This window comes from Pacificimonas sp. ICDLI1SI03 (assembly GCF_054740865.1).
This window is the reverse complement of sequence record NZ_JBSQAU010000002.1, coordinates 572,233-590,681: the sequence shown is the minus strand read 5'-3', so window position 1 is coordinate 590,681 and position 18,449 is coordinate 572,233. Positions and strand designations below refer to the sequence as shown.

Annotated in this window: 19 protein-coding genes and 1 other RNA gene; 7 read left to right on the top strand and 13 right to left on the bottom strand. The window is 63.2% G+C overall.

Features of this window, described 5'->3' with window-relative positions; all coding sequences use genetic code 11:
* Positions 1-67: 67 nt before the first annotated feature.
* From tilS to ACSMXM_RS14780, 3 genes are all read right to left on the bottom strand, one after another.
* A complete protein-coding gene (gene tilS / locus ACSMXM_RS14790) occupies positions 68-1,054 on the bottom strand; it encodes a tRNA lysidine(34) synthetase TilS (RefSeq protein ID WP_460317163.1) in 987 nt (328 codons plus the stop codon).
* Positions 984-1,802 carry an outer membrane protein assembly factor BamD gene (gene bamD / locus ACSMXM_RS14785; protein WP_460317162.1) on the bottom strand — a complete coding sequence of 273 codons (819 nt, stop codon included), beginning with the start codon at positions 1,800-1,802 and terminating at the stop codon, positions 984-986. The genes tilS and bamD overlap by 71 nt, the downstream gene beginning before the upstream one ends.
* Positions 1,803-1,907: 105 nt before the next feature.
* The gene (locus tag ACSMXM_RS14780) at positions 1,908-2,786 is read right to left on the bottom strand and encodes a helix-turn-helix domain-containing protein (protein WP_460317161.1); all 879 of its coding nucleotides are present in this window, start codon (positions 2,784-2,786) and stop codon (positions 1,908-1,910) included.
* Positions 2,787-2,935: 149 nt separating this feature from the next.
* Here ACSMXM_RS14780 and ACSMXM_RS14775 point away from each other — a divergent pair, with 149 nt between their 5' ends.
* The 3 genes from ACSMXM_RS14775 to tatC are packed head-to-tail and all read left to right on the top strand — an operon-like array spanning position 2,936 to position 4,488.
* Positions 2,936-3,169 carry a twin-arginine translocase TatA/TatE family subunit gene (locus tag ACSMXM_RS14775; RefSeq protein ID WP_460317160.1) on the top strand — a complete coding sequence of 78 codons (234 nt, stop codon included), beginning with the start codon at positions 2,936-2,938 and terminating at the stop codon, positions 3,167-3,169.
* Between the two features lie 12 nt (positions 3,170-3,181).
* Positions 3,182-3,691 (top strand): Sec-independent protein translocase protein TatB, encoded by a 510-nt coding sequence (gene tatB / locus ACSMXM_RS14770; protein WP_460317159.1) that lies wholly within the window; start codon positions 3,182-3,184, stop codon positions 3,689-3,691.
* The gene (gene tatC / locus ACSMXM_RS14765; protein WP_460317158.1) at positions 3,688-4,488 is read left to right on the top strand and encodes a twin-arginine translocase subunit TatC; all 801 of its coding nucleotides are present in this window, start codon (positions 3,688-3,690) and stop codon (positions 4,486-4,488) included. Before tatB ends, tatC begins: the two co-directional genes overlap by 4 nt.
* A gap of 16 nt (positions 4,489-4,504) precedes the next feature.
* Here the strand turns inward: tatC and ccmE are convergent, their stop codons facing one another.
* Both ccmE and ACSMXM_RS14755 read right to left on the bottom strand, forming a co-directional pair.
* Positions 4,505-4,963 (bottom strand): cytochrome c maturation protein CcmE, encoded by a 459-nt coding sequence (ccmE, locus tag ACSMXM_RS14760; protein WP_460317157.1) that lies wholly within the window; start codon positions 4,961-4,963, stop codon positions 4,505-4,507.
* Positions 4,964-5,063: 100 nt separating this feature from the next.
* On the bottom strand, positions 5,064-5,783 hold the full coding sequence (locus tag ACSMXM_RS14755) for a heme ABC transporter permease (protein ID WP_460317156.1): 720 nt from the start codon (positions 5,781-5,783) through the stop codon (positions 5,064-5,066).
* Positions 5,784-5,891: 108 nt separating this feature from the next.
* On the opposite strand from ACSMXM_RS14755, the gene ACSMXM_RS14750 reads away from it, so the two are divergent.
* A complete protein-coding gene (locus ACSMXM_RS14750) occupies positions 5,892-8,105 on the top strand; it encodes a M3 family metallopeptidase (protein WP_460317155.1) in 2,214 nt (737 codons plus the stop codon).
* A 76-nt stretch (positions 8,106-8,181) separates the two neighbouring features.
* On the opposite strand, the gene rnpB is transcribed toward ACSMXM_RS14750, so the two are convergent.
* From rnpB to ACSMXM_RS14710, 8 genes are all read right to left on the bottom strand, one after another.
* Positions 8,182-8,541, bottom strand: an RNA gene (rnpB, locus tag ACSMXM_RS14745) — RNase P RNA component class A.
* A 10-nt stretch (positions 8,542-8,551) separates the two neighbouring features.
* The gene (locus ACSMXM_RS14740) at positions 8,552-9,265 is read right to left on the bottom strand and encodes an N-acetylmuramoyl-L-alanine amidase (protein WP_460317154.1); all 714 of its coding nucleotides are present in this window, start codon (positions 9,263-9,265) and stop codon (positions 8,552-8,554) included.
* Between the two features lies 1 nt (position 9,266).
* Positions 9,267-10,163, bottom strand: a complete 897-nt coding sequence (locus ACSMXM_RS14735; protein ID WP_460317153.1) for a DMT family transporter — start codon at positions 10,161-10,163, stop codon at positions 9,267-9,269.
* 95 nt (positions 10,164-10,258) lie between these two features.
* Positions 10,259-11,191, bottom strand: coding sequence for a CheR family methyltransferase (locus ACSMXM_RS14730; RefSeq protein ID WP_460317152.1), 933 nt, complete (start codon positions 11,189-11,191; stop codon positions 10,259-10,261).
* Positions 11,188-12,279 (bottom strand): protein-glutamate methylesterase/protein-glutamine glutaminase, encoded by a 1,092-nt coding sequence (locus ACSMXM_RS14725; protein WP_460317151.1) that lies wholly within the window; start codon positions 12,277-12,279, stop codon positions 11,188-11,190. The genes ACSMXM_RS14730 and ACSMXM_RS14725 overlap by 4 nt, the downstream gene beginning before the upstream one ends.
* 34 nt (positions 12,280-12,313) lie before the next feature.
* Positions 12,314-12,679, bottom strand: coding sequence for a response regulator (locus ACSMXM_RS14720; RefSeq protein WP_460317150.1), 366 nt, complete (start codon positions 12,677-12,679; stop codon positions 12,314-12,316).
* Positions 12,680-12,738: 59 nt separating this feature from the next.
* Positions 12,739-13,176: a chemotaxis protein CheW gene (locus ACSMXM_RS14715; protein ID WP_460317149.1), complete on the bottom strand. Its 438-nt coding sequence runs from the start codon at positions 13,174-13,176 to the stop codon at positions 12,739-12,741.
* Positions 13,173-15,638 carry a hybrid sensor histidine kinase/response regulator gene (locus ACSMXM_RS14710; RefSeq protein ID WP_460317147.1) on the bottom strand — a complete coding sequence of 822 codons (2,466 nt, stop codon included), beginning with the start codon at positions 15,636-15,638 and terminating at the stop codon, positions 13,173-13,175. The genes ACSMXM_RS14715 and ACSMXM_RS14710 overlap by 4 nt, the downstream gene beginning before the upstream one ends.
* 138 nt (positions 15,639-15,776) lie before the next feature.
* On the opposite strand from ACSMXM_RS14710, the gene ACSMXM_RS14705 reads away from it, so the two are divergent.
* The 3 genes from ACSMXM_RS14705 (at position 15,777) to ACSMXM_RS14695 (ending at position 18,424) form a co-directional block, all read left to right on the top strand.
* Complete coding sequence (locus tag ACSMXM_RS14705) at positions 15,777-16,895, top strand: ATP phosphoribosyltransferase regulatory subunit (RefSeq protein WP_460317146.1); 1,119 nt, start codon at positions 15,777-15,779, stop codon at positions 16,893-16,895.
* Positions 16,892-17,023 (top strand): hypothetical protein, encoded by a 132-nt coding sequence (locus tag ACSMXM_RS14700; RefSeq protein WP_460317145.1) that lies wholly within the window; start codon positions 16,892-16,894, stop codon positions 17,021-17,023. Before ACSMXM_RS14705 ends, ACSMXM_RS14700 begins: the two co-directional genes overlap by 4 nt.
* A 111-nt stretch (positions 17,024-17,134) precedes the next feature.
* Positions 17,135-18,424: an adenylosuccinate synthase gene (locus ACSMXM_RS14695; protein ID WP_460317144.1), complete on the top strand. Its 1,290-nt coding sequence runs from the start codon at positions 17,135-17,137 to the stop codon at positions 18,422-18,424.
* The last annotated feature ends 25 nt before the right edge of the window (positions 18,425-18,449 follow it).

The following is an 18,449-nucleotide window of genomic DNA, read 5'->3' as shown; positions in this document are numbered from 1 at the left end:
ACGGGTGTCCTCAGTATCGTCTTCGCGTCATAGATAGGTAGTCGCGCGCTATCACCAATAGGTTCCTTCATTCGGACCACAGAGTCCAGCGTGCCCCGCCCCGCCCACGCAGGCCCGACAGTTGCGCCGTGCCGCCGGAATCGAGCCGCTCCATGAAGTCCACGAGTGCAGGACCGCGCGGAACAGGCGCCCGCAGCGCGGCAAAGGCGCGCAGGAGCATGCGGCGGCGCAGTTCCGATGGGAGGTCTGCTATATCCAGGCTTAAATAGCGCTCCCGCCCCTCCGACGAGCCTTCAACGCTACGGCTCTGGAATGCCAGTTCTGCCGCCCAGTCCAGTGCTGCATCCGCATCTGCCAGATGGGCAGCACTCGCCGCCAGCCGCGCCGCATCCAGCTGCACCTCATTCAGCAGGGCACGGTATCGCGTGCGATCATAGGCTGGATCGCGATTGGACGGATCCTCCCGCACGGCAAACCCGGCCGTCGCGGCGGCCGCATGCAGGGTATCGCTGGTCAGATGCAGACATGGCCGCAGCAGGGTCACATCTGCCGACAGCCGCCGTTGCGCGCGAATGCCGCTCAACCCCGCGACGCCGCTTCCCCGTGACAGCCGCATCAGAACGGTTTCGGCCTGGTCGTCCAAATGATGCGCGGTCAATAAATAGGGAATTGCGCTGTGCTCACATGCATCCGTCAGTGCGCGGTAGCGCTGACGGCGCGCTTCGGCCTGGCGGTTGGCAGCAGGCGGCGCACCGCCCCAGTCCAGTCGCAACACCCGGCAGCCGACCCCCTGCTGCGCGCAGATCGCCTCCACATGGGCGGCATCGGCGGCGCTGTCGGTACGCAAAGCGTGATCGACGGTAAGGACGGTCAGACGCTCGCGCTGATCATGCAGCGCCAGGGCCAGCATGCCCAGGCTATCGCCGCCGCCGGAGACGGCCAGCGCCAGCGGCCCATGGGTGGGCAGCGCCAGCGCGGGGTAATCAGGAACAGTCAGCTTCCAGCCGCGCTTCGACGACACCGGCAGCGACTTCGTCGGATAGTTTACCGGCATATTCGTCCTCCAGCCGGTCATAGGCCTGGCAGGCCTGCGTCGTGCGGGGCGGATCAATCTGCATCAAGGCCTTCCCCACCCATAACAGGCTGTCGGCGGCCCGCGCGCCTTCGCGGCGATCCTGATAATTGTTCAGGAAGGCCTGCACTGCCTGAACCGGCTGATCCTGAGCCAGCAGGGAACGGCCCATCCAATAGCCCGCGTTGGAGGCGCGCTCATGCGTCGCGTGATCCTCAAGGAACGTCTCGAAAGCGGCCTGCGCGGCGGCAAAATCCTCGTCCGTATAAAGCGCGTAGGCCGCCTCATATTGCGCCGTGGCGTCGTCGGATGGCGCGTCCGTCAAACCGTCAAGCCCCGTACCGCCATTTCCTTCCAGCTCGCTAATGCGGAACTTCATGTCGTTTTCGAAACGCGTGAAATTCTCTTCCATCTGGCGAAGCTTGAAGCTGTTTTCCTCCATTTGGCCGGTCAGCGTCTGCATCTGAGCCTCCAGGGCGTCGATCCGCTCCGTTAGGACAGCCGAGGGCGTTGCGGCAGGTACGCCGAAGCCATCCGGATTTGCGGTCGGCGCAGTGACTTCGGGCTCGAAGAAACGATCGTCTGCCCCCGGAAATACCTTCCGCTGAACGGCGCGGACTTCCTTCTCCAGATTGTTCAGGCGCCGGTCCAGCGTATCGACCGTCTGGGCCATTACCGGCGCGGCCAAGAGGGTCGCGCCAAGCGCTGCTAGGATGATCGTACGCTTCATGATTAGGTCGGCTCCCATATGGTTCAGGGGCGGGAATGTGGGGGATGTTAGCTGAAGCTACGCTGAAACATGATCAGATTCACCCGTACCTTCCGCAATTTCCTGCTATTCGGAAGGCGTGGTGGCGCCTTCTCCCTGTGCGGATGTGAAGGCCACAAGACCCTCCGGGGTCAGTGTTACCGGCCCAACGACGCTACCCGGCGCGCCGATCTTCGGAATGGCCGTACCGCCCACCGTAATGTCCAGGACGCCGGCATTTCCGGCGCGCAGGATCAGATTCGCTCGTCCCTGCGGCACCTGAAAGCTCTCGCCGGGTGCCAGCACGCGTTCAAACAGGCGCTCATTGGTTTCGGAATCCATAACGCGCATCCACGCGCCGTCCGATGCACTGGCATTGGCCGTGATGACGATCTCGCCCTGTGGCACGGCGGGTTCCGGCGCGGTGGCGGCGGGCGGCTGCGCGGCCGGGGGGACAACGGCAGGCGGGGGAACCGGGGCGGCCACGTCGGCGACCACCGGGTCGAATTCGGCGTCAACAGCTTCCTCGCCGCCGAACCAGCCCGCGCCCCATGCCATCGCGATCAGGATGAAAAGTCCGACCAGAATCAGCCCCAGGAACACCGCACCCCGAGGTGGCGCACGGCGTTCGTCGATCGGCTCCATCATGGCGACGCGCGGCTCTCGCGTCACCATGTGCGTTTCGTTTCGGAACTGCGCACTCGCCTCGTTCGGGTCCAGGCCGACGGCGCGGGCATAATTCTTTACGAATCCGATCGTATAGGGCAGCGCCGGAAGTTCTTCGTGCCGGCCCTCCTCGATCGCGGCGAGGTGACGCATGGGGACGCGCGTTTGCGCAGCGATATCGGCGAGTTCGCGCCCCTGCTCCAGCCTGGCGGACATCAATATCTGACCGATATGCCCGTCGGCGCGCTGGCTGGGCACTGCTTCCTGCATGCCTTCAGCGGGTCTGTCGATATCGTCCATTAGTCGCGGCGGTCCCTAAAAAAAGCAACATATCTCTAGTCGCGCACGGGGAACGTCCCGTCAATGGTTTGCAGGCGGCGGTTCGGGCCCCTATTATAGACGCGAACGCACCGTGATTTCGGTGTGACGTGATTCTGTGGAGAAAGATCATGGGCGGTCTCAGCATCTGGCACTGGCTCATCGTGGCAATCGTGATCATGCTGTTGTTCGGCAAGGGCCGGATTTCGGACATGATGGGCGATCTTGCGAAGGGAATTACCAGCTTCAAGAAGGGCCTGGCGGAAGACGAGCATGATTCCACCCCGCCTAAGCAGGTGGAATCGCGGTCTGCGTCCAGCGCGCCCGTTACCCCCGCGCCGGTAAGCGACCACAAAAACAATTAAGCGAGCGAGACAATGCCGTTCTTCGATCTCGGCTCCATGGAGCTGCTGCTGATCGGCATTGTCGCCCTGATCGTGGTCGGGCCGAAGGACCTGCCGAAGCTTATGCGCGCGGCGGGGCAGGCCATGAACAAGGTCCGGGGCGCCGCCCGCCATTTCAAATCAGGCATCGACGAAATGGTCCGCCAGTCGGAGCTGGATGAGATGCAGAAGAAATGGGACGCCCATAACAAGGCGATCATGGCGGATTCTTCTGCGTCCGAAAAGGCGAAATCCGGCGATTTCGCCGCCGATTCGGTACCGGCTGAGGCGCCGAACAATACGCGGCCCAATGAAGAGTATGTGCCGGTCGAAAGACCCTCCGCGAACGGCGCCGCTCGCGCCCCCGGCGTGAAACCGGCAAAAGCATCCCCCTCTACTGCAGCTGACAACGCTGCCCCTGCCCCTGCCCCTGCGCCGGCACCCTCGCAAACGTCGTCCTCGACGACGCCATCCTCGACGACGGATCGGACTGCTGGATCATGAGCGATTCCTCGGAAGCCGATGAGCTCGACGCGTCGAAAGCCCCGCTTCTAGAACATCTGATCGAACTCAGAACGCGGTTGCTCTGGTCGGTTGGCGCGTTCCTGATCGCCTTCTTCCTGGCGTTCAGCCAGGCAAAGTGGCTGATCTCCTTCATCGCCCAACCCCTCAGGATCGCCTATGAGCGAATCGGCCAGCCGGATCAGGCGCTGATCTACACGAAACTGTACGAGGCTTTCTTCACCGAGGTAAAGGTGTCGATGTTCGCTGCCTTCCTGATCGCGTTTCCGGTGATCGCGAATCAGATCTGGCGCTTCATCGCGCCGGGACTGTATCGCAATGAAAAGCGCGCGATGCTCCCCTTCCTGATCATGACACCAGTGCTGTTCTTTTCGGGCGCGGCGCTGGCCTATTTCGCGGTCATGCCGACCGTCTACACATTCCTGCTGAGTTTTCAGGGTGAAACCGGCGGTGTCGCCCTGACGGCGCTTCCCGCCGTGGGCGATTATCTCAGTTTCGCGATGAGCCTGATCTTTGCATTCGGCGCCTGTTTTCTGGTGCCCGTTGCCCTGATGCTGCTGGCGCGGGTCGGCATCATCAATGTCGATCAATTGGTGTCATGGCGCCGCTATGCCATCGTCATTGCATTCGTCATTTCGGCGCTCGTCACGCCGCCCGACATCATCAGCCAGTTCATGCTCGCCGTCCCGATGATCATCCTCTACGAAGGCTCGATCATCGCCATCCGCTTTACGCAAAAGCGCGAGGCAAAGGCTCAGGCACTAGCCGCCCTCGATTAGATTTAATGCCGGATGGTTAGGGGGCGGGCGGAACAGCGCGCGCCTTGGCCTTCGCTTCGGCCTTTGCCACGGCATCGGCCACTTCTGGTGGCATGTAATTTTCGTCGTGCTTGGCGAGCAGGGTGTCGGCGGCGAAGGTGCCGTCGGCCTGCATGCGCCCATCGACGATCACGCCCTGCCCTTCGCGAAACAGATCCGGGACCAGACCGGCATAGCGCACTGGCACGCTTTCCAACCGGTCGGTTACCCGGAAGCTGATCGAGACACCGTCCGGCTGCCGCTCCACACTGCCCTCCTCGACCAGGCCGCCCAGGCGAATGGCCTGACCCGGCGTGACAGGCGCTTCGGCAAGATCCGCCGGTGCATAGAAATAGGACGCCCCTTCGCGCATGGCGGGCATGGCGAGCAGGGCGGCGACAACCAACGCCGCGACGGCGGCACCTGCCAGCAGCAGACGTTGATGCTTCGGCTTCATTTTTCGGCCCTTCGCATCGCCAGATACGCCCACAGCACCAGTCCGCCAATGCCGATCACGGTCACCAGATAAGCCGCCAGTATGAAATCCGCCTGCTCCGTCATGCCGAAGCCGCCAGTCGCGCGGCACGCGCCGCACGCTTTCGCAGCGCGATGACCGTCCGCATGCGCATGAGGACGATGCCCGCCATCAGCAACAGAAAGCCGGTGGCACTGGTCAGAAGCGGCCACAACATGCTGCCATCGATGCTGGAGCCGGTGACGGTGATCGAAGCGGGCTGATGCAGCGTATTCCACCATTCGACGCTGAACTTGATGATGGGCAGATTGACCAGCCCCACCAGCGCCAGAACAGAGGCCATCTTCGCGCCTCGCGACGGCTCATCGTGGGCGTGCATCAAAACAATGATGCCCAGATACAGGAAAAACAGCACCAGGACCGAGGTTAGTCGCCCGTCCCACACCCAATATGTGCCCCAGGTCGGTCGCCCCCACAAGGAACCCGTTATCAGGCACAGGGCGGCAAAGGTGGCACCGACCGGCGCCAGCGCCTGCAGCGCGACCTCCGCCAGCGGGTGTTTCCACACCAGTGCGGAAAAGGCGGCAATGCCCAGCCCCAGATAGCCGCCCATGGCAAGCCATGCCATCGGCACATGGACATACAGCATCCGCACGCTTTCCCCCTGCAGATAGTCAGCAGGTGCGCGAAACAGCCCCCAGTACAGCCCGGCGCACAGGATCAGAAGCCCGCTCCAGAATGTCCATCCGGTCAGCGGCTTCGCGATCCTTAGAAAACGAGCAGGGTTTGCGTAGCGGTGCATCTTGCCGTGCGAAATAGCATGCAAACGCTATTTTGCGAGTCGCCACCGCAAGAGAAATAGATGCAACGCGGGTTGGCAGGGGACGCAAACAACGCCATTTAACCGTACATGAAGACATTCAACACGAAAAAACCCTCGCTTGTCCGCACCTTCTGCCTGACGGGAGCGGCCGCCATGGCGCTGTCCGCCTGTGCGACATCATCCTCCAACAATGCCGCCCCGGGCGCCGCCAGCGACGCCCAGATGGAAACGAGTTTCAACATGACCGAACCGCATGACGTCCTTCTGGCCGAATGGGAGGGCTCCAATGGCGGTCTGCCACCCTTCGACCTCGCCGATCCTGAAAACCCTACCCTGTTCCGCCCCGCCTTTGATGAGGGGATCGCTCGCCTGAACGCAGATATGGAACGAATTGCGCAGAATCCGGAGGCGCCGACATTCCAGAACACGATCGTCGAAATGGAAAAGGCGGGCCGCGAACTCGACCGTCTTGGAACGGTTTTCTTCACGCTGGTATCCAGCCGCAATACGCCCGAGATTCAAGAAGTCGCCAGCGTGGTTCAGCCGCAGCTGACTACGGCTTATAATGCCATCAGTTTCAACGATGCGCTGTTTGCGCGCGTGAAGGCGGTTTACGACGCCCGCAATTCGTCCGGCCTTTCGCCGGAACAAATCCGCCTGACCGAAAAGAACTATGACGATTTCGTCCGCGCCGGTGCCGCGCTGGACGATGGCCCGCAGGCACGCGTCGGAGAGATCAATGAACGCCTGTCCGCGCTGTTCAATGATTTTTCCAACCGCGTTCTGGCCGACGAGGGCAAGTTGATCACCGTTGGCGAGCAGGCGGTGGCCTCGCTTCCCGCCGCGTTGCGGGCCAGCTTCGCAGCTCAGGCAAAGGATGCGGGCCAGTCGGGTTTCGCCGTCCCCAATACGCGGTCGTCGGTCGATCCCTTCCTGACCTTCTCCGATGATCGCGCCGCCCGCGAGGCGGTCTGGCGCGCCTTCGTCAATCGCGGCGACAATGGCGATGAAAACGACACCAATGCGCTGATCGCCGAAATCGTGAAGCTGCGTGCCGAGCGCGCAAAACTGCTGGGTTTCGAAAGCCACGCGCATTACCGTATGGCCGACACCATGGCGAAGACGCCGGATCAGGCCATGGACCTGATGATGCGCGTGTGGACGCCCGCCGTTGCCCGCGTCGGCGAAGAGGTCGCCGATATGCAGGCCCTCGCCAATGCCGAGGGCGCCGGTATCACGATAGAGCCCTGGGATTATCGCTATTATGCGGAGAAGGTTCGCAAGGACCGCTATGCGCTCGATCAGAACGAATTCAAAAACTATTTCGAACTGAACAACATGATTGCTGCCAGCTATTATATGGCAGACAGGCTGTACGGATTTCAGTTTGAGGAGGTGACCGGTACCGTTCCCACCTTCCATCCCGATGTGCGCGTCTATCACGTCACGAACAAGGACGGCAGCCATGCCGGTTACCTATATCGCGACGATTATGCGCGCGCGCAAAAACGGTCCGGCGCCTGGCAGTCGACGTACAGGGCACAGCAGCATATCGATGGGCAGAAGGTCCATCCCATCGTGTCGAACAATAATAATTTCACCGAGGGTGCCGACGGCGAACCGACGCTGATCAGCCTGGACGATGCGGAAACCCTGTTCCACGAATTCGGCCACGCGCTTCACGCCCTGTCGAACAATGTGGAATATCCGGGGCTGGGCGGCACGCCGCGTGACTTCGTGGAATTCCCCAGCCAGGTTCATGAAAACTGGGTGCTGACGCCGGAAGTCCTCGACCAATATGCCCGCCACTACCAGACCGGCGAAAAAATGCCGCAGGAGCTGATCGACAAGCTGAACGCCGCGCGCACCTTCAACCAGGGCTTCGCCACGGTTGAATATCTGGCGGACGCCATCGTCGACATGCAACTGCACATGAACCCGAACCCGCCGGCCGATTTCGACGCCGACCGGTTCGAGCGGGAGGCATTGGAAGAACTCGGCATGCCAGACGAGATTGTGCTGCGGCATCGTCTGCCGCACTTCAGCCATCTATTCTCCTCGGACGCCTATTCCGCTGGCTATTACAGCTATTTGTGGTCCGACGTGATGGCATCCGACGCCTGGTCGGCCTTCGAGGAAGCAGGCTCGCCCTGGGACCCGGCCACGGCCCGGAAGTTCCAGTCCATCATTCTCGCGACGGGCGACGCAATCCCGCGTGACGAGGCCTATCGGGAATTCCGCGGGCGCGATCCAGAGGTGGATGCGTTGCTGAAAAATCGCGGCTTCCCCACGGGCGAATAGGCCGCAGCGGTTACAGCCCGCCGGGCCCTCCGGCCACGCATATTGCTTGGAGCCGGGAGCCTGGCGCCAGCGCGTGAATGCCAGAGGGTCTGTAAGCCGGGTTCTGTAATCGGCGATCATTCATCTAGGGGCGCGGTTACCCGCGCCCTCCAGCAACCAACCCGGGCGACGGGCCGAAACCAGGCCCATATGCCGCCCCTATTCGGTCTTGCTCCCGGTGGGGTTTACCATGCGGGCGACGTTGCCGCCGCCCCGGTGCGCTCTTACCGCACCCTTTCACCCTTACCCCCGCGCCAATGGCCGGGGGCGGTTTCCTTTCTGTGGCACTGTCCCTGGGGTCGCCCCCGCCGGGCGTTACCCGGCACCGTGGTTTCGTGGAGCCCGGACTTTCCTCGGCACAATTTCACAATTGCAACGCGATCGCCCGACCCTCTGGCCGGCCCGGCTTAGGTCCGGGGGAAGTGGTTGCCAAGCACGAGATCATCAGGCTCGTAACTGCGAAGCAGCGCCAGCAGGATCGCCCGCGTCTCCACATCGATGTCCCCTTCGTGCAGGGCGGGGCGCCACCGGCGCTGAAAGGCGCTGACGCTCATGCGCGGAACACGCGTTTCATAGCCGAAGCGCCGCAGCGCTGTCAGCGTGCCGATGTCCGCCCATTTGGGATCGATACCGGGCTCCGGCCGCGCCTCGGCCAGTCCCGCCGCCGCCAGGCGTTCCCACGGGAACAGTTCGCCGGGGTCGATCTTGCGGTCTGGGGCGACATCGGAATGACCGACGACATTGCGCGGCTCGATGTCATGCCGGGCCAGAATACCCTTCATCAGTTCCTGCAGAGCCACCATCTGCGGTTCAGGAAATTCCGTGTAACCGTGGTCATGCCCCGGATTGGCCAGTTCGATGCCGATGCTGGCGGAATTCACATCCCTGATGCCCCGCCAATAGGCGCGGCCCGCATGCCAGGCGCGATCCGCCTCCGCCACCAGCCGCATGACGGTACCATCCTCGGCAATCAGATAGTGGGAGGATACGCCCGCGTCGGGGTCGCGCAGGCGCGCCAGCGCGGCAGCGGCGCTTTCCATGCCGGTATAGTGGATCACGCAGATCGACACTTTTTCTCGCCGCTCGTCGAAATTGGGCGAGGGGCTGTCGATGATGTCCATGCTATCTTCGTCCCCGCGAGATGATTTCCTCGGTCAGCTCTGGCTGCTTCTGTGCGCTGCGCCATGTGATGATGGCGACGCCCGCGAAACTTACAAGGGCACCCGTGATCAGACCGGCGGACACAGGCGTGTCAAAGAACAGCACCGCGAAAAATGCGGAAATCAGCGGCGTCGGCAGGGTCAGCGGCACGATCGTCGACACCTCATATTGCTGCAACAGCCAGCTCATCCCCGCATGACCGATCAGGGAGGAGAAGATCGCCGAGAAACCGACCCACCCCCAGATGGAAAGCGGCACATCCGACACATCCGCAAACGCGCCCGGTTCGAAAACAAGCGACAGACCGCCCAGGACCGGCACGCTGATCAGCGCCAGCCAGCCGTGAATATTCATCACGTTGACACCCTTCAGCTGCCGGAACAGCAGCGACCCGGTGGCCCATAGCAGCGATGCCATGACGGTCAGGCCGACGCCGCGCCACTCCTGCAGAATTGCCGGGTCGAAGCCCATGATGGCCACACCCAGAAAGGCCAGCGCGACACCCGCGATGCGGATCCACTTGATCCGCTCGCGCAGGAAAATGACGGCCATGATCAGGCTGAACGGCGCGCCCAGCTGGCCTGCAATGGCCAGCGCTGCGACATTTTCGGTAACCGCCATCGACAAATTGACCAGCGTCATGAACCCGGCCCCCGCGACCAGGCCAGTCGCGGCGATCTTCCGCATCTGGCCGGGTACCCAGCGGATGAAGGGCAGGCAGACGATCAGCGCAATTAGGTAGCGAAACGTGACGGCGGCCAGCGGGTCGATCGCGTCCACCGCCAGCTTCACCGCGATGATGTTAAGCGCCCAGCACAAATCTATGAACAGGATAAAGGCAAGGTGGAGCGGCCGCATGCAGGGGACCTAGATGCTGCGATGCAATATGGGAATGGAAAACCCCATGCATGTGCCGACGGGGCAGTCATGCAATTGCCTGGATATGGCGGCAATCAATGTGTCGCAGGCGGCGCTCGCAGAAAGGCGGCCTCGGCGCGTTCTTTCTCATTGAATTCACCGGATGGCTGGATCTCGACGGCAGACGGCGCATCGCCCAGCACCGGCGCATAGAAGCCGCGACAGGCGGGATGTTGTACGAACAGGTCGGCATAACCGAACAGGGTTTCTGCCGCGCCGATGATCAGGACGCCATCATCCGCGAGCGCGCGGCGCAGCATCTGGATCGCCTGCGCCTTTTCCTCAGCTGCCAGGTACATGAGGACGTTGCGGGCGAAAATAATATCGAATTTCCCGGTCCGTCCGGGCGCCACAGGGGGCGGCTGAAGCAGGCTGCGGCGTTCGAACCTGATGCTGTCGCGCACCTCCTTCGACACGATCCATTTGTCTGCATCCTGGGTGAAATGCCGCAGCAGCCGGTGGATCGACAGGCCGCGCTGCACCTCGAACTGGGAATATTCGCCTTTTTCGGCGCGCATGACGGCCGCATGGGAAATATCGCTGGCCAGAAGGTCGATGCGCCAACCCTGCCAGTCCGCCTGTTGCTCGATCAGTTGCATGGCGAGTGAATAGGGCTCCTGCCCCCCTGCGCAGGCCGCCGACCAGATGGAAAGATGCCGTCGTGCCGCCCGTGCGCCGCGCAAGCCCGGATAGACGGTGGCCTCCAGTTCGGTGAAGGGTGTGCGGTCGCGGAAGAAAAAGCTCTCATGGTTCAGCATCGCCTCCACCACGTGCCGTTCCAGCACATGACGATGAGGTGCGCTCACCAGCCTTTCCGCCAGCGCGTCGAGGGTCGCGCATCCTTCCCGCGCCATAATATCGCTTAGCCGCGCGGTCAGCAGATAGGATTTCTCGGGACTGAATTTCAGTCCGGCATTGCGCCGCAACACCTGCTCGAAAACCGGAAAACTTGCAGGCGGCACTGTCATGGAAATTCCAATAGGCTGGCAAGCTCGACTGTCAGGTGATCAAGGGGCAGAACCTCGTTCGCCAGTCCCGCCTTGGCGATGGCCCCCGGCATTCCCCACACTACTGAAGTCCGCGCGTCCTGGACCAGAATGGCGGCGCCCGCCTCTTTCATCCGCCGCGCGCCCGCCAGCCCGTCGCTTCCCATCCCGGTCAGCACGATGCCAAGTGCGGCCTTCCCCCAGCCGTCGGCAAGGGAACGGAACAGCGGGTTGACGGAGGGGCGGCAGAAATTTTCGGGCGCGTCGTTGGAAAGTGAAATAATGGCCGAACCGTCCAGGTACCGGCGCGCGGACATATGGGAATTGCCCGGCGCGACGTATATCCGCCCGGGCGCCAGCTGTTCGCCATCGACCGCTTCGGCAGCGGGAATATCGGTCAGCCGCGTCAGATGTTCCGCCAGAATCGCGGTGAACATGGGCGGCATGTGCTGCGTGATCAGGATCGGTACGGGCGGTGGATTGCGAAGTCCCTGAAGCAGCGCGAATAACGCCCTCGGTCCTCCCGTCGAGGCGCCGATGCCGACGATGGCGGGACGCTTCAATGGGGTTCTGGCCCTCTCTGGCCGCACAGGCCCGTCGATTGCCACACGCGGCACCGTCACATCCACCCTGGTCCCCAGTGCCAGAACCTTGCGTATCAGCTCGTCGCGAAAGGCGGGTGCCCCCTGGCCTGCCCAGCCGGAATCCGGCTTTGCCAGCGTGTCGACCGCGCCTGCCCGCAGCGCATCTATCGAGATGCGTGCATTGCGGCGAGAGAGGGTGGACACCATCACGACCTTCGCCCGTGGCGCCAGGGCAAGCAGTTGCGGCAGAACTTCTATACCGCTCATGCGCGGCATTTCTATGTCCAGCAGGATGACGTCGGGTCGCGCGGCGACCACTTCCGCCAGGGCCTCCTCGCCATTTCTGGCCATGCAGGCAATCTGAACGCCTGCTTCCCCCAACCAGCGCGCCATCAGGGCGCGGCTGACGCCGGAATCATCCACCAGCATCACGCGCGGGTGCGCCGACTCCGCAAGGCGGGCCTTGCCGGGCGCAGGAAGGGTCACCGCCTCCCACCTCCCCGGCACAGGAGAGGGAAGGTCAGGCGAGACCAACCTGGTTCAGCTTTGCCGCGATGATGTCGCGATCAAACGGCTTCATGATATATTCGTCCGCGCCTGCCTCTATGGCGGCGCGGATATGCGACATATCGTTTTCCGTGGTGCAGAAAATCACGGTTGGCCGCTTCTCAGTATCACGAGCCCGCAGATTTTCCAGGAATTGCATCCCACCCATCACGGGCATGTTCCAGTCCAGAAAGATGACATCCGGCATCTCCGTGCCGCAAAAATCCAGTGCTTCCTGACCATCGCATGCTTCCTCGACCTCAAGGTTGAAGTCCTCCAGAATTCTTCGGGCAACTTTCCTGATTACCTTGGAATCATCGACGATCAGACAACTACGCATGTACAAAATCCCAAATAGACACTCGATGACATGGGTAACGCTGACAAGTTGCCCCCGCGTTAAGCAGCCATGAAAAATCGGTCCGGCGTAATAATCTTTCCGATGTCCAGTTCGACCAGCAGCCCCCCCTCCCTCTGGACGATGCACGACGAAACCTGACGCCAGCGTTCGTCCAGGGTGGCGGGACACCGCCGACAGTCCGCCGCATCGACATTGATCACTTCGTCGACGGCGTCCACGATCAGGCCGAATGAATCGCCGCCAATAGAGACCACCACACATTTCGGCCGCACCCCCTGCGGCGCGGGGGGCATGCCTAGCCGGGTCCTCAGGTCGATGGCGGTAACCACATGGCCGCGCAGGTTCATCACGCCGGCAATCCAGGGCGCGGCAAGCGGGACCCTCGTTACCCTGCCCAGCCGCACGACATCCTCGACCGTGCCGACATCGATGCCGATTTCGGTGTCGCCCAACATCATCGTGACCAATTGCGTCATGCCGCCTTGTCCTTTCGGCTCATGCTAGATTCCACCAGTGTCAGCAGTCGGCGGCGATCCAGCTTGGTGACGTAGCGGTCAAAGCCTGCCAGCAGGCCCGCATCCATGTCGTCCTGCTCCGCCGGGGACGACAGCGCTAGCAGGGGCAGTTTCGTCCACTCGCCCCCAGCCCGAATGGCGCGTGCGAAGTCCATGCCGTTCTTTCCGGGCATCTCAATATCGGACAGGATCAGGTCGAACGGCTCCCCCGCGTCGCGCAGAGACAGCGCCTCGTCTACGCTTGCGGCCGACGTCACGTCATAGCCTGCCCGATCCAGAAGCGGCGTCAGCATATTCCGAAAAAACGGGCTGTCGTCAACGATCAGCACCCTGCCGCCCTTACCGGCACGCGGCGGTCCGCTCCTGCCGCCATAGCGTTCGTACAGCAGGTACGAAACATCGATAACTTCCGTCGCCTGGCCGTCGATCACCGCGCTGCCCAGCACCGCCGGATCATCAGACGTCATATCCAGCGCCAAATGCGCGTCGACGATGTCGACGACCTCATCGACCGCCAGTGCCACGGTCTCGTCGCGACTGGCAAATACCAGCGCCGTCTGCCGCCCGCCGTCAGGTGGCGCATAGGGGGCTGCCATATCGATCAGCCGAACCAGGCTTTCGCGCAGCTGCACGACGTGGTCGCGGCCCGACCGCTCTATCCGGTCATGCTCGATATCCTCGATGCGCGACACCAGGGCCAGGGGCACCGCGCGCGGGTGCGGCTGTCCCCCGGCACGGAACACCAGCATGGCATCCTTGGCCAGCGCCGCCTCGCAGACCCCCTCTTCATTCTCCTCGGGTTCCTCGATCGCGCTGTCGCCCAGATGTTCTGCCAGCCCGGTAACATCCAGAATCATGATGACTTCGCCATCGCCCAGAATGGCATTGCCGGAATAGACGCCCAATGCCGACAATGGCCGCGAAACCGGCTTGATCACCAGTTCCTCGGTATCGAAAATCGTGTCGACCAAAATGCCGAACTGGGTGCCGCCACCGCGTATCACCAGGACGTGATCGCTGTCGGTCCCCCCGGTCTGCAGCACCTCCCCCAGATGGAGAAGCGGCAATAACCGGCCACGAAGCCTCAGGACCGGCACGGGCCCCGCCATTTCGATGCGATGGCCGCCATGGTCGCCCGTCCGCACCAATTCCGCCACGGCCATTTGCGGCACGGCAAAACGCGCCTCCCCCACCCCAACGATCAGGGCGGGCATGATCGCCAGCGTCAGCGGCACGCGGATCGAAAAGCGCGTTCCCTTGCCAGGGCTGGAGTCGACCTCGATTGTGCCACTCATCCTTTCGATATTCGCGCGCACCACATCCATGCCGACGCCCCGGCCCGATACTTGCGTGATTTCGGCGGCCGTCGACATTCCCGGCGCAAAGATCAGGCGTGCCAGCTGCGCCTCGGTCGCGGCGGCTGCCTCAGCGGGCGACATCTGTCCCCTTTCCACCGCCTTTTCGCGCAAACGCCCGAAATTCAGGCCCCGCCCATCGTCGGACAAGGTGAGGGTAATATGCCCACCTTCCTGCACGGCCGTCAGCCTGATGGTACCCCTCGGCGACTTCCCCTGCATGCTTCGTTCCGATGGCGTTTCCAGGCCATGGTCTGCGGCATTCCGTACCATGTGGGCCAGCGGATCCTTGATCAGCTCCAGCATCTGGCGGTCCAGTTCCGTGTCGCCGCCTTCCAGTTCCAGGTCGATTTCCTTACCCAGATCGACGCTCAACTGCCGGACAATACGGGGCAGCAGGTTCCAGGCACCGGAAATAGGCTGCATTCGCGTTCGCATGACACTGTCCTGCAAACGGCTGATCTGCGCGCTCAGCCGCTGCAGCGGCAGGTCCAAATCGGTCGATCCCGTGGCCCGGCGCTCCTGGATCAGCTGGTTGCGGGTCAGGACCAGTTCCGAAACGCTGGTCATCAGCTCTTCCAGCAGGGTCACCGACACGCGGATCGACTGGTTCGCCATGGACCCTTCATCCCTGCTCGCGGCGATATCTCCCGCATTTCCGGTGGCCTCCGGGTTTGGCGCGCAAAGGGTTTCTCCGCGCGACAGACGGTCCAGCCGCTCGATCAGCTTCCCATCGTGGCCTTCAGGCTCCTTACCGTCCACGCCTATGCTATGTGTGATTTGCCGGATGGTATCGATGGCGGACAATGTTTCAGTGACGATGGCGGCGTTCGCCTGCAATTCGCCGTCGCGCAGCTTTCCCAACAGCGTTTCCGCCGCATGCGCCACCCGCTCCAGCCGCGGCAAGGCGATAAAGCCGCACGACCCCTTTACGGTGTGAACCAGCCGGAAAATATTGGCCAGAACCTCGGCATCGGATGGATCGCGCTCGAACCGCACCAGTTCGTTCGCCACGATCTGCAGGTTTTCTGCTGTCTCCGACAGAAATTCAGGAAGAAGGTCATCCATCGCGTACAAGGGCCTCTGGCTCGATCAACCTGAAACCTGCACGCCGTCTAGTTAAGGACGGGTTAGGCGCCAGAGCGCGGATCGGGGCTGCGCCGAAGCTGTGGGAATTCCGTGCGCGCTGGGCTAGAGCGCTCCGCCATGACAACCCAATCCCCCATCTCCCGCGGACTATTGCCCGAGGGGTTTCACGATCGCCTGGCCCCAAAAGCGGCTGCGGCCGAGCGCCTGGTGCGGACCCTATCCGATTCGATCAGCGCCCACGGCTATGACCGTATCCAGCCGCCGCTTGCGGAATTCGAGGAAAGCCTCGTCGGGCGACTGTCCGACGGCGGCGCGCAGGATCTGCTGCGTCTGATCGATCCGCTGTCGCAGCGCACGCTGGCGATCCGGTCCGATATCACGCCGCAGGCAGGCCGTATCGCCGCCACCCGCCTCGCCCATCGCGCGCGTCCGTTGCGGCTGTCCTATGCCGGACCCGTCCTGCGCGTGCGCCCGCCGCAGGTGGGGGCGGAGCGGGAAATGATGCAGGTCGGAGCCGAACTGATCGGCGCCGATACCGTCGCCGCCGCCGGCGAGGTGCTGGGCGTCGCGCTGGAGGCATTGACGGCTGCCGGCTGCACCGGCCTTTCCGTCGATCTGACGCTGCCGTCGCTGGTGGGGGAGCTTGCCGCATCGGACTGGCCGGTCGAGAATCTGGCCGCCGTTCAGGCAGCGCTCGATGGCAAGGACCAGGGCGCTCTGGCGGCAGCCGGCGGCACGGCCTATGCCCCACTGATCGATGCCGCAGGGCCGGTAAAGCCCGCCATATCGGCGCTTAGGCGGGCGGGCATGGGACCGCTGTTCGACCGGCGCATCGATGCCGCCGAAATTCTGGCATCCGGCGCCTGCGCCGTGGCCAACGTCACGCTTGACCCGACGGAACGGCGCGGCTTCGAATTTCAGACATGGCTGGGGTTCAGCCTGTTTGCCGATGGCGTCCCGGGTGAGATCGGTCGCGGCGGGACATATAAGGTCGTCCATCCCGACGGGCATGAGGAAGCCGCCGTCGGCGTTTCGCTTTACACCGATTCGCTGGTGCAGGCAGATTTTGCGGGCGCGACGACACAGCGGATATTCCTGCCGCTCGGCACGGACGCTGACACCGGACGGACTCTACGTGCGGAGGGGTGGGTTACCGTCGCGGCGCTGTCCGATGCGGACCGGGCAGAGGCGCTGGGCTGTACGCACCGCTGGGATGGCAAGGCCGTGGCCCTGTGACGGAGGAGGAAGCAAGGGACCTGCGCGCCACGGCGCAGCGTGCCAGCTCCTTCGCCACGGTCGCCCTGTTTATGGCAACGATGGCGCTTGCGCTTGCCATCCTTGGCCTGTTCATGCCGATCCGTTAAGGCGCAGGCCCTTCGGTCACCTTCCCCCACGCGCCGGAATGCCGCGGCACCGCCGGATAGTGTAACAATTCACCAAGACGTTCTTCTTTTGCGATCAGGACATTTCAGACCATGACCAACGTAACCGTTATTGGCGCACAATGGGGCGATGAGGGCAAGGGCAAGATCGTCGACTGGCTGGCGGCCCGTGCCGACGTCGTCGTCCGCTTCCAGGGCGGCCATAATGCCGGCCATACGCTGGTGGTGGACGGAAAGGTCTACAAGCTCAGCCTGCTGCCCTCCGGCATCGTGCGCGGTACCCTGTCGGTTATCGGCAATGGCGTCGTCCTCGACCCCTGGGCGCTGGTGCGAGAAATGGAGACGCTGCGTGAACAGGGCGTGACCATCACGCCCGCGCAATTGCGGCTCAGTGAAACCTGCCCCCTCATCCTGCCATTTCACCGCGACCTCGACGGGCTGCGAGAGGATGCGTCGGGGGAGGGCAAGATCGGCACCACCCGGCGCGGCATCGGTCCCGCCTATGAGGACAAGGCCGGACGCCGCGCGCTGCGCGTCTGCGATCTGCGCGACCTCGCCCGTGTCGGCCCACAGCTTGACCGGATAGAGGCGCACCATAATGCCCTGCGCGCCGGGTTTGGCGTCGATCCCATAGATCGGGCCGAGCTGGTCGCGGAACTGGAGAAGATCGCCGAACAGGTCCTCCCCTTCGCCGGTCCCGTCTGGCGCGACCTGAACGAAGCCCGCCTGCAGGGAAAGCGCATCCTGTTCGAGGGCGCGCAGGGTGTCCTCCTCGACGTCGATCACGGCACCTATCCGTTCGTCACCAGCTCCAACACCGTCTCGGGCACGGCAGCTTCCGGGTCCGGCCTTGGCCCCAGCGCGGCGGGTTATGTGCTCGGCATCGTAAAGGCGTATACCACGCGCGTCGGTTCCGGCCCGTTCCCAACCGAGCTGGAGGATGCAACGGGCCAGAAACTCGGCGAGCGCGGTCATGAATTCGGCACGGTCACCGGGCGGCGTCGCCGTTGCGGCTGGTTCGATGCGGCGCTGGTGCGGCAGTCGATCGCCATATCGGGCGTCGCGGGCATGGCGCTGACGAAGCTCGACGTGCTCGACACGTTCGAGACGCTGCGCATCTGCACCGGCTACCGCGTGGATGGCGTCGAATATGATTATCTGCCCGCCGGTGCGCAGGCGCAGCTTGCTGCCGAACCGATCTATGAGGAGTTTCAGGGGTGGGAGGGGACGACCGCCGGCGCGCGGTCCTGGACCGACCTGCCTGCTCAGGCGGTGAAATATGTGAAGCGCATCGAGGAACTGGTCGGCTGTCCCGTGGCGCTGGTCTCTACCAGCCCGGAGCGCGACGACACGATCCTGGTGACCGACCCCTTCGCGGCATAGCGCCCTCTCCTGATCGACTTTCTGG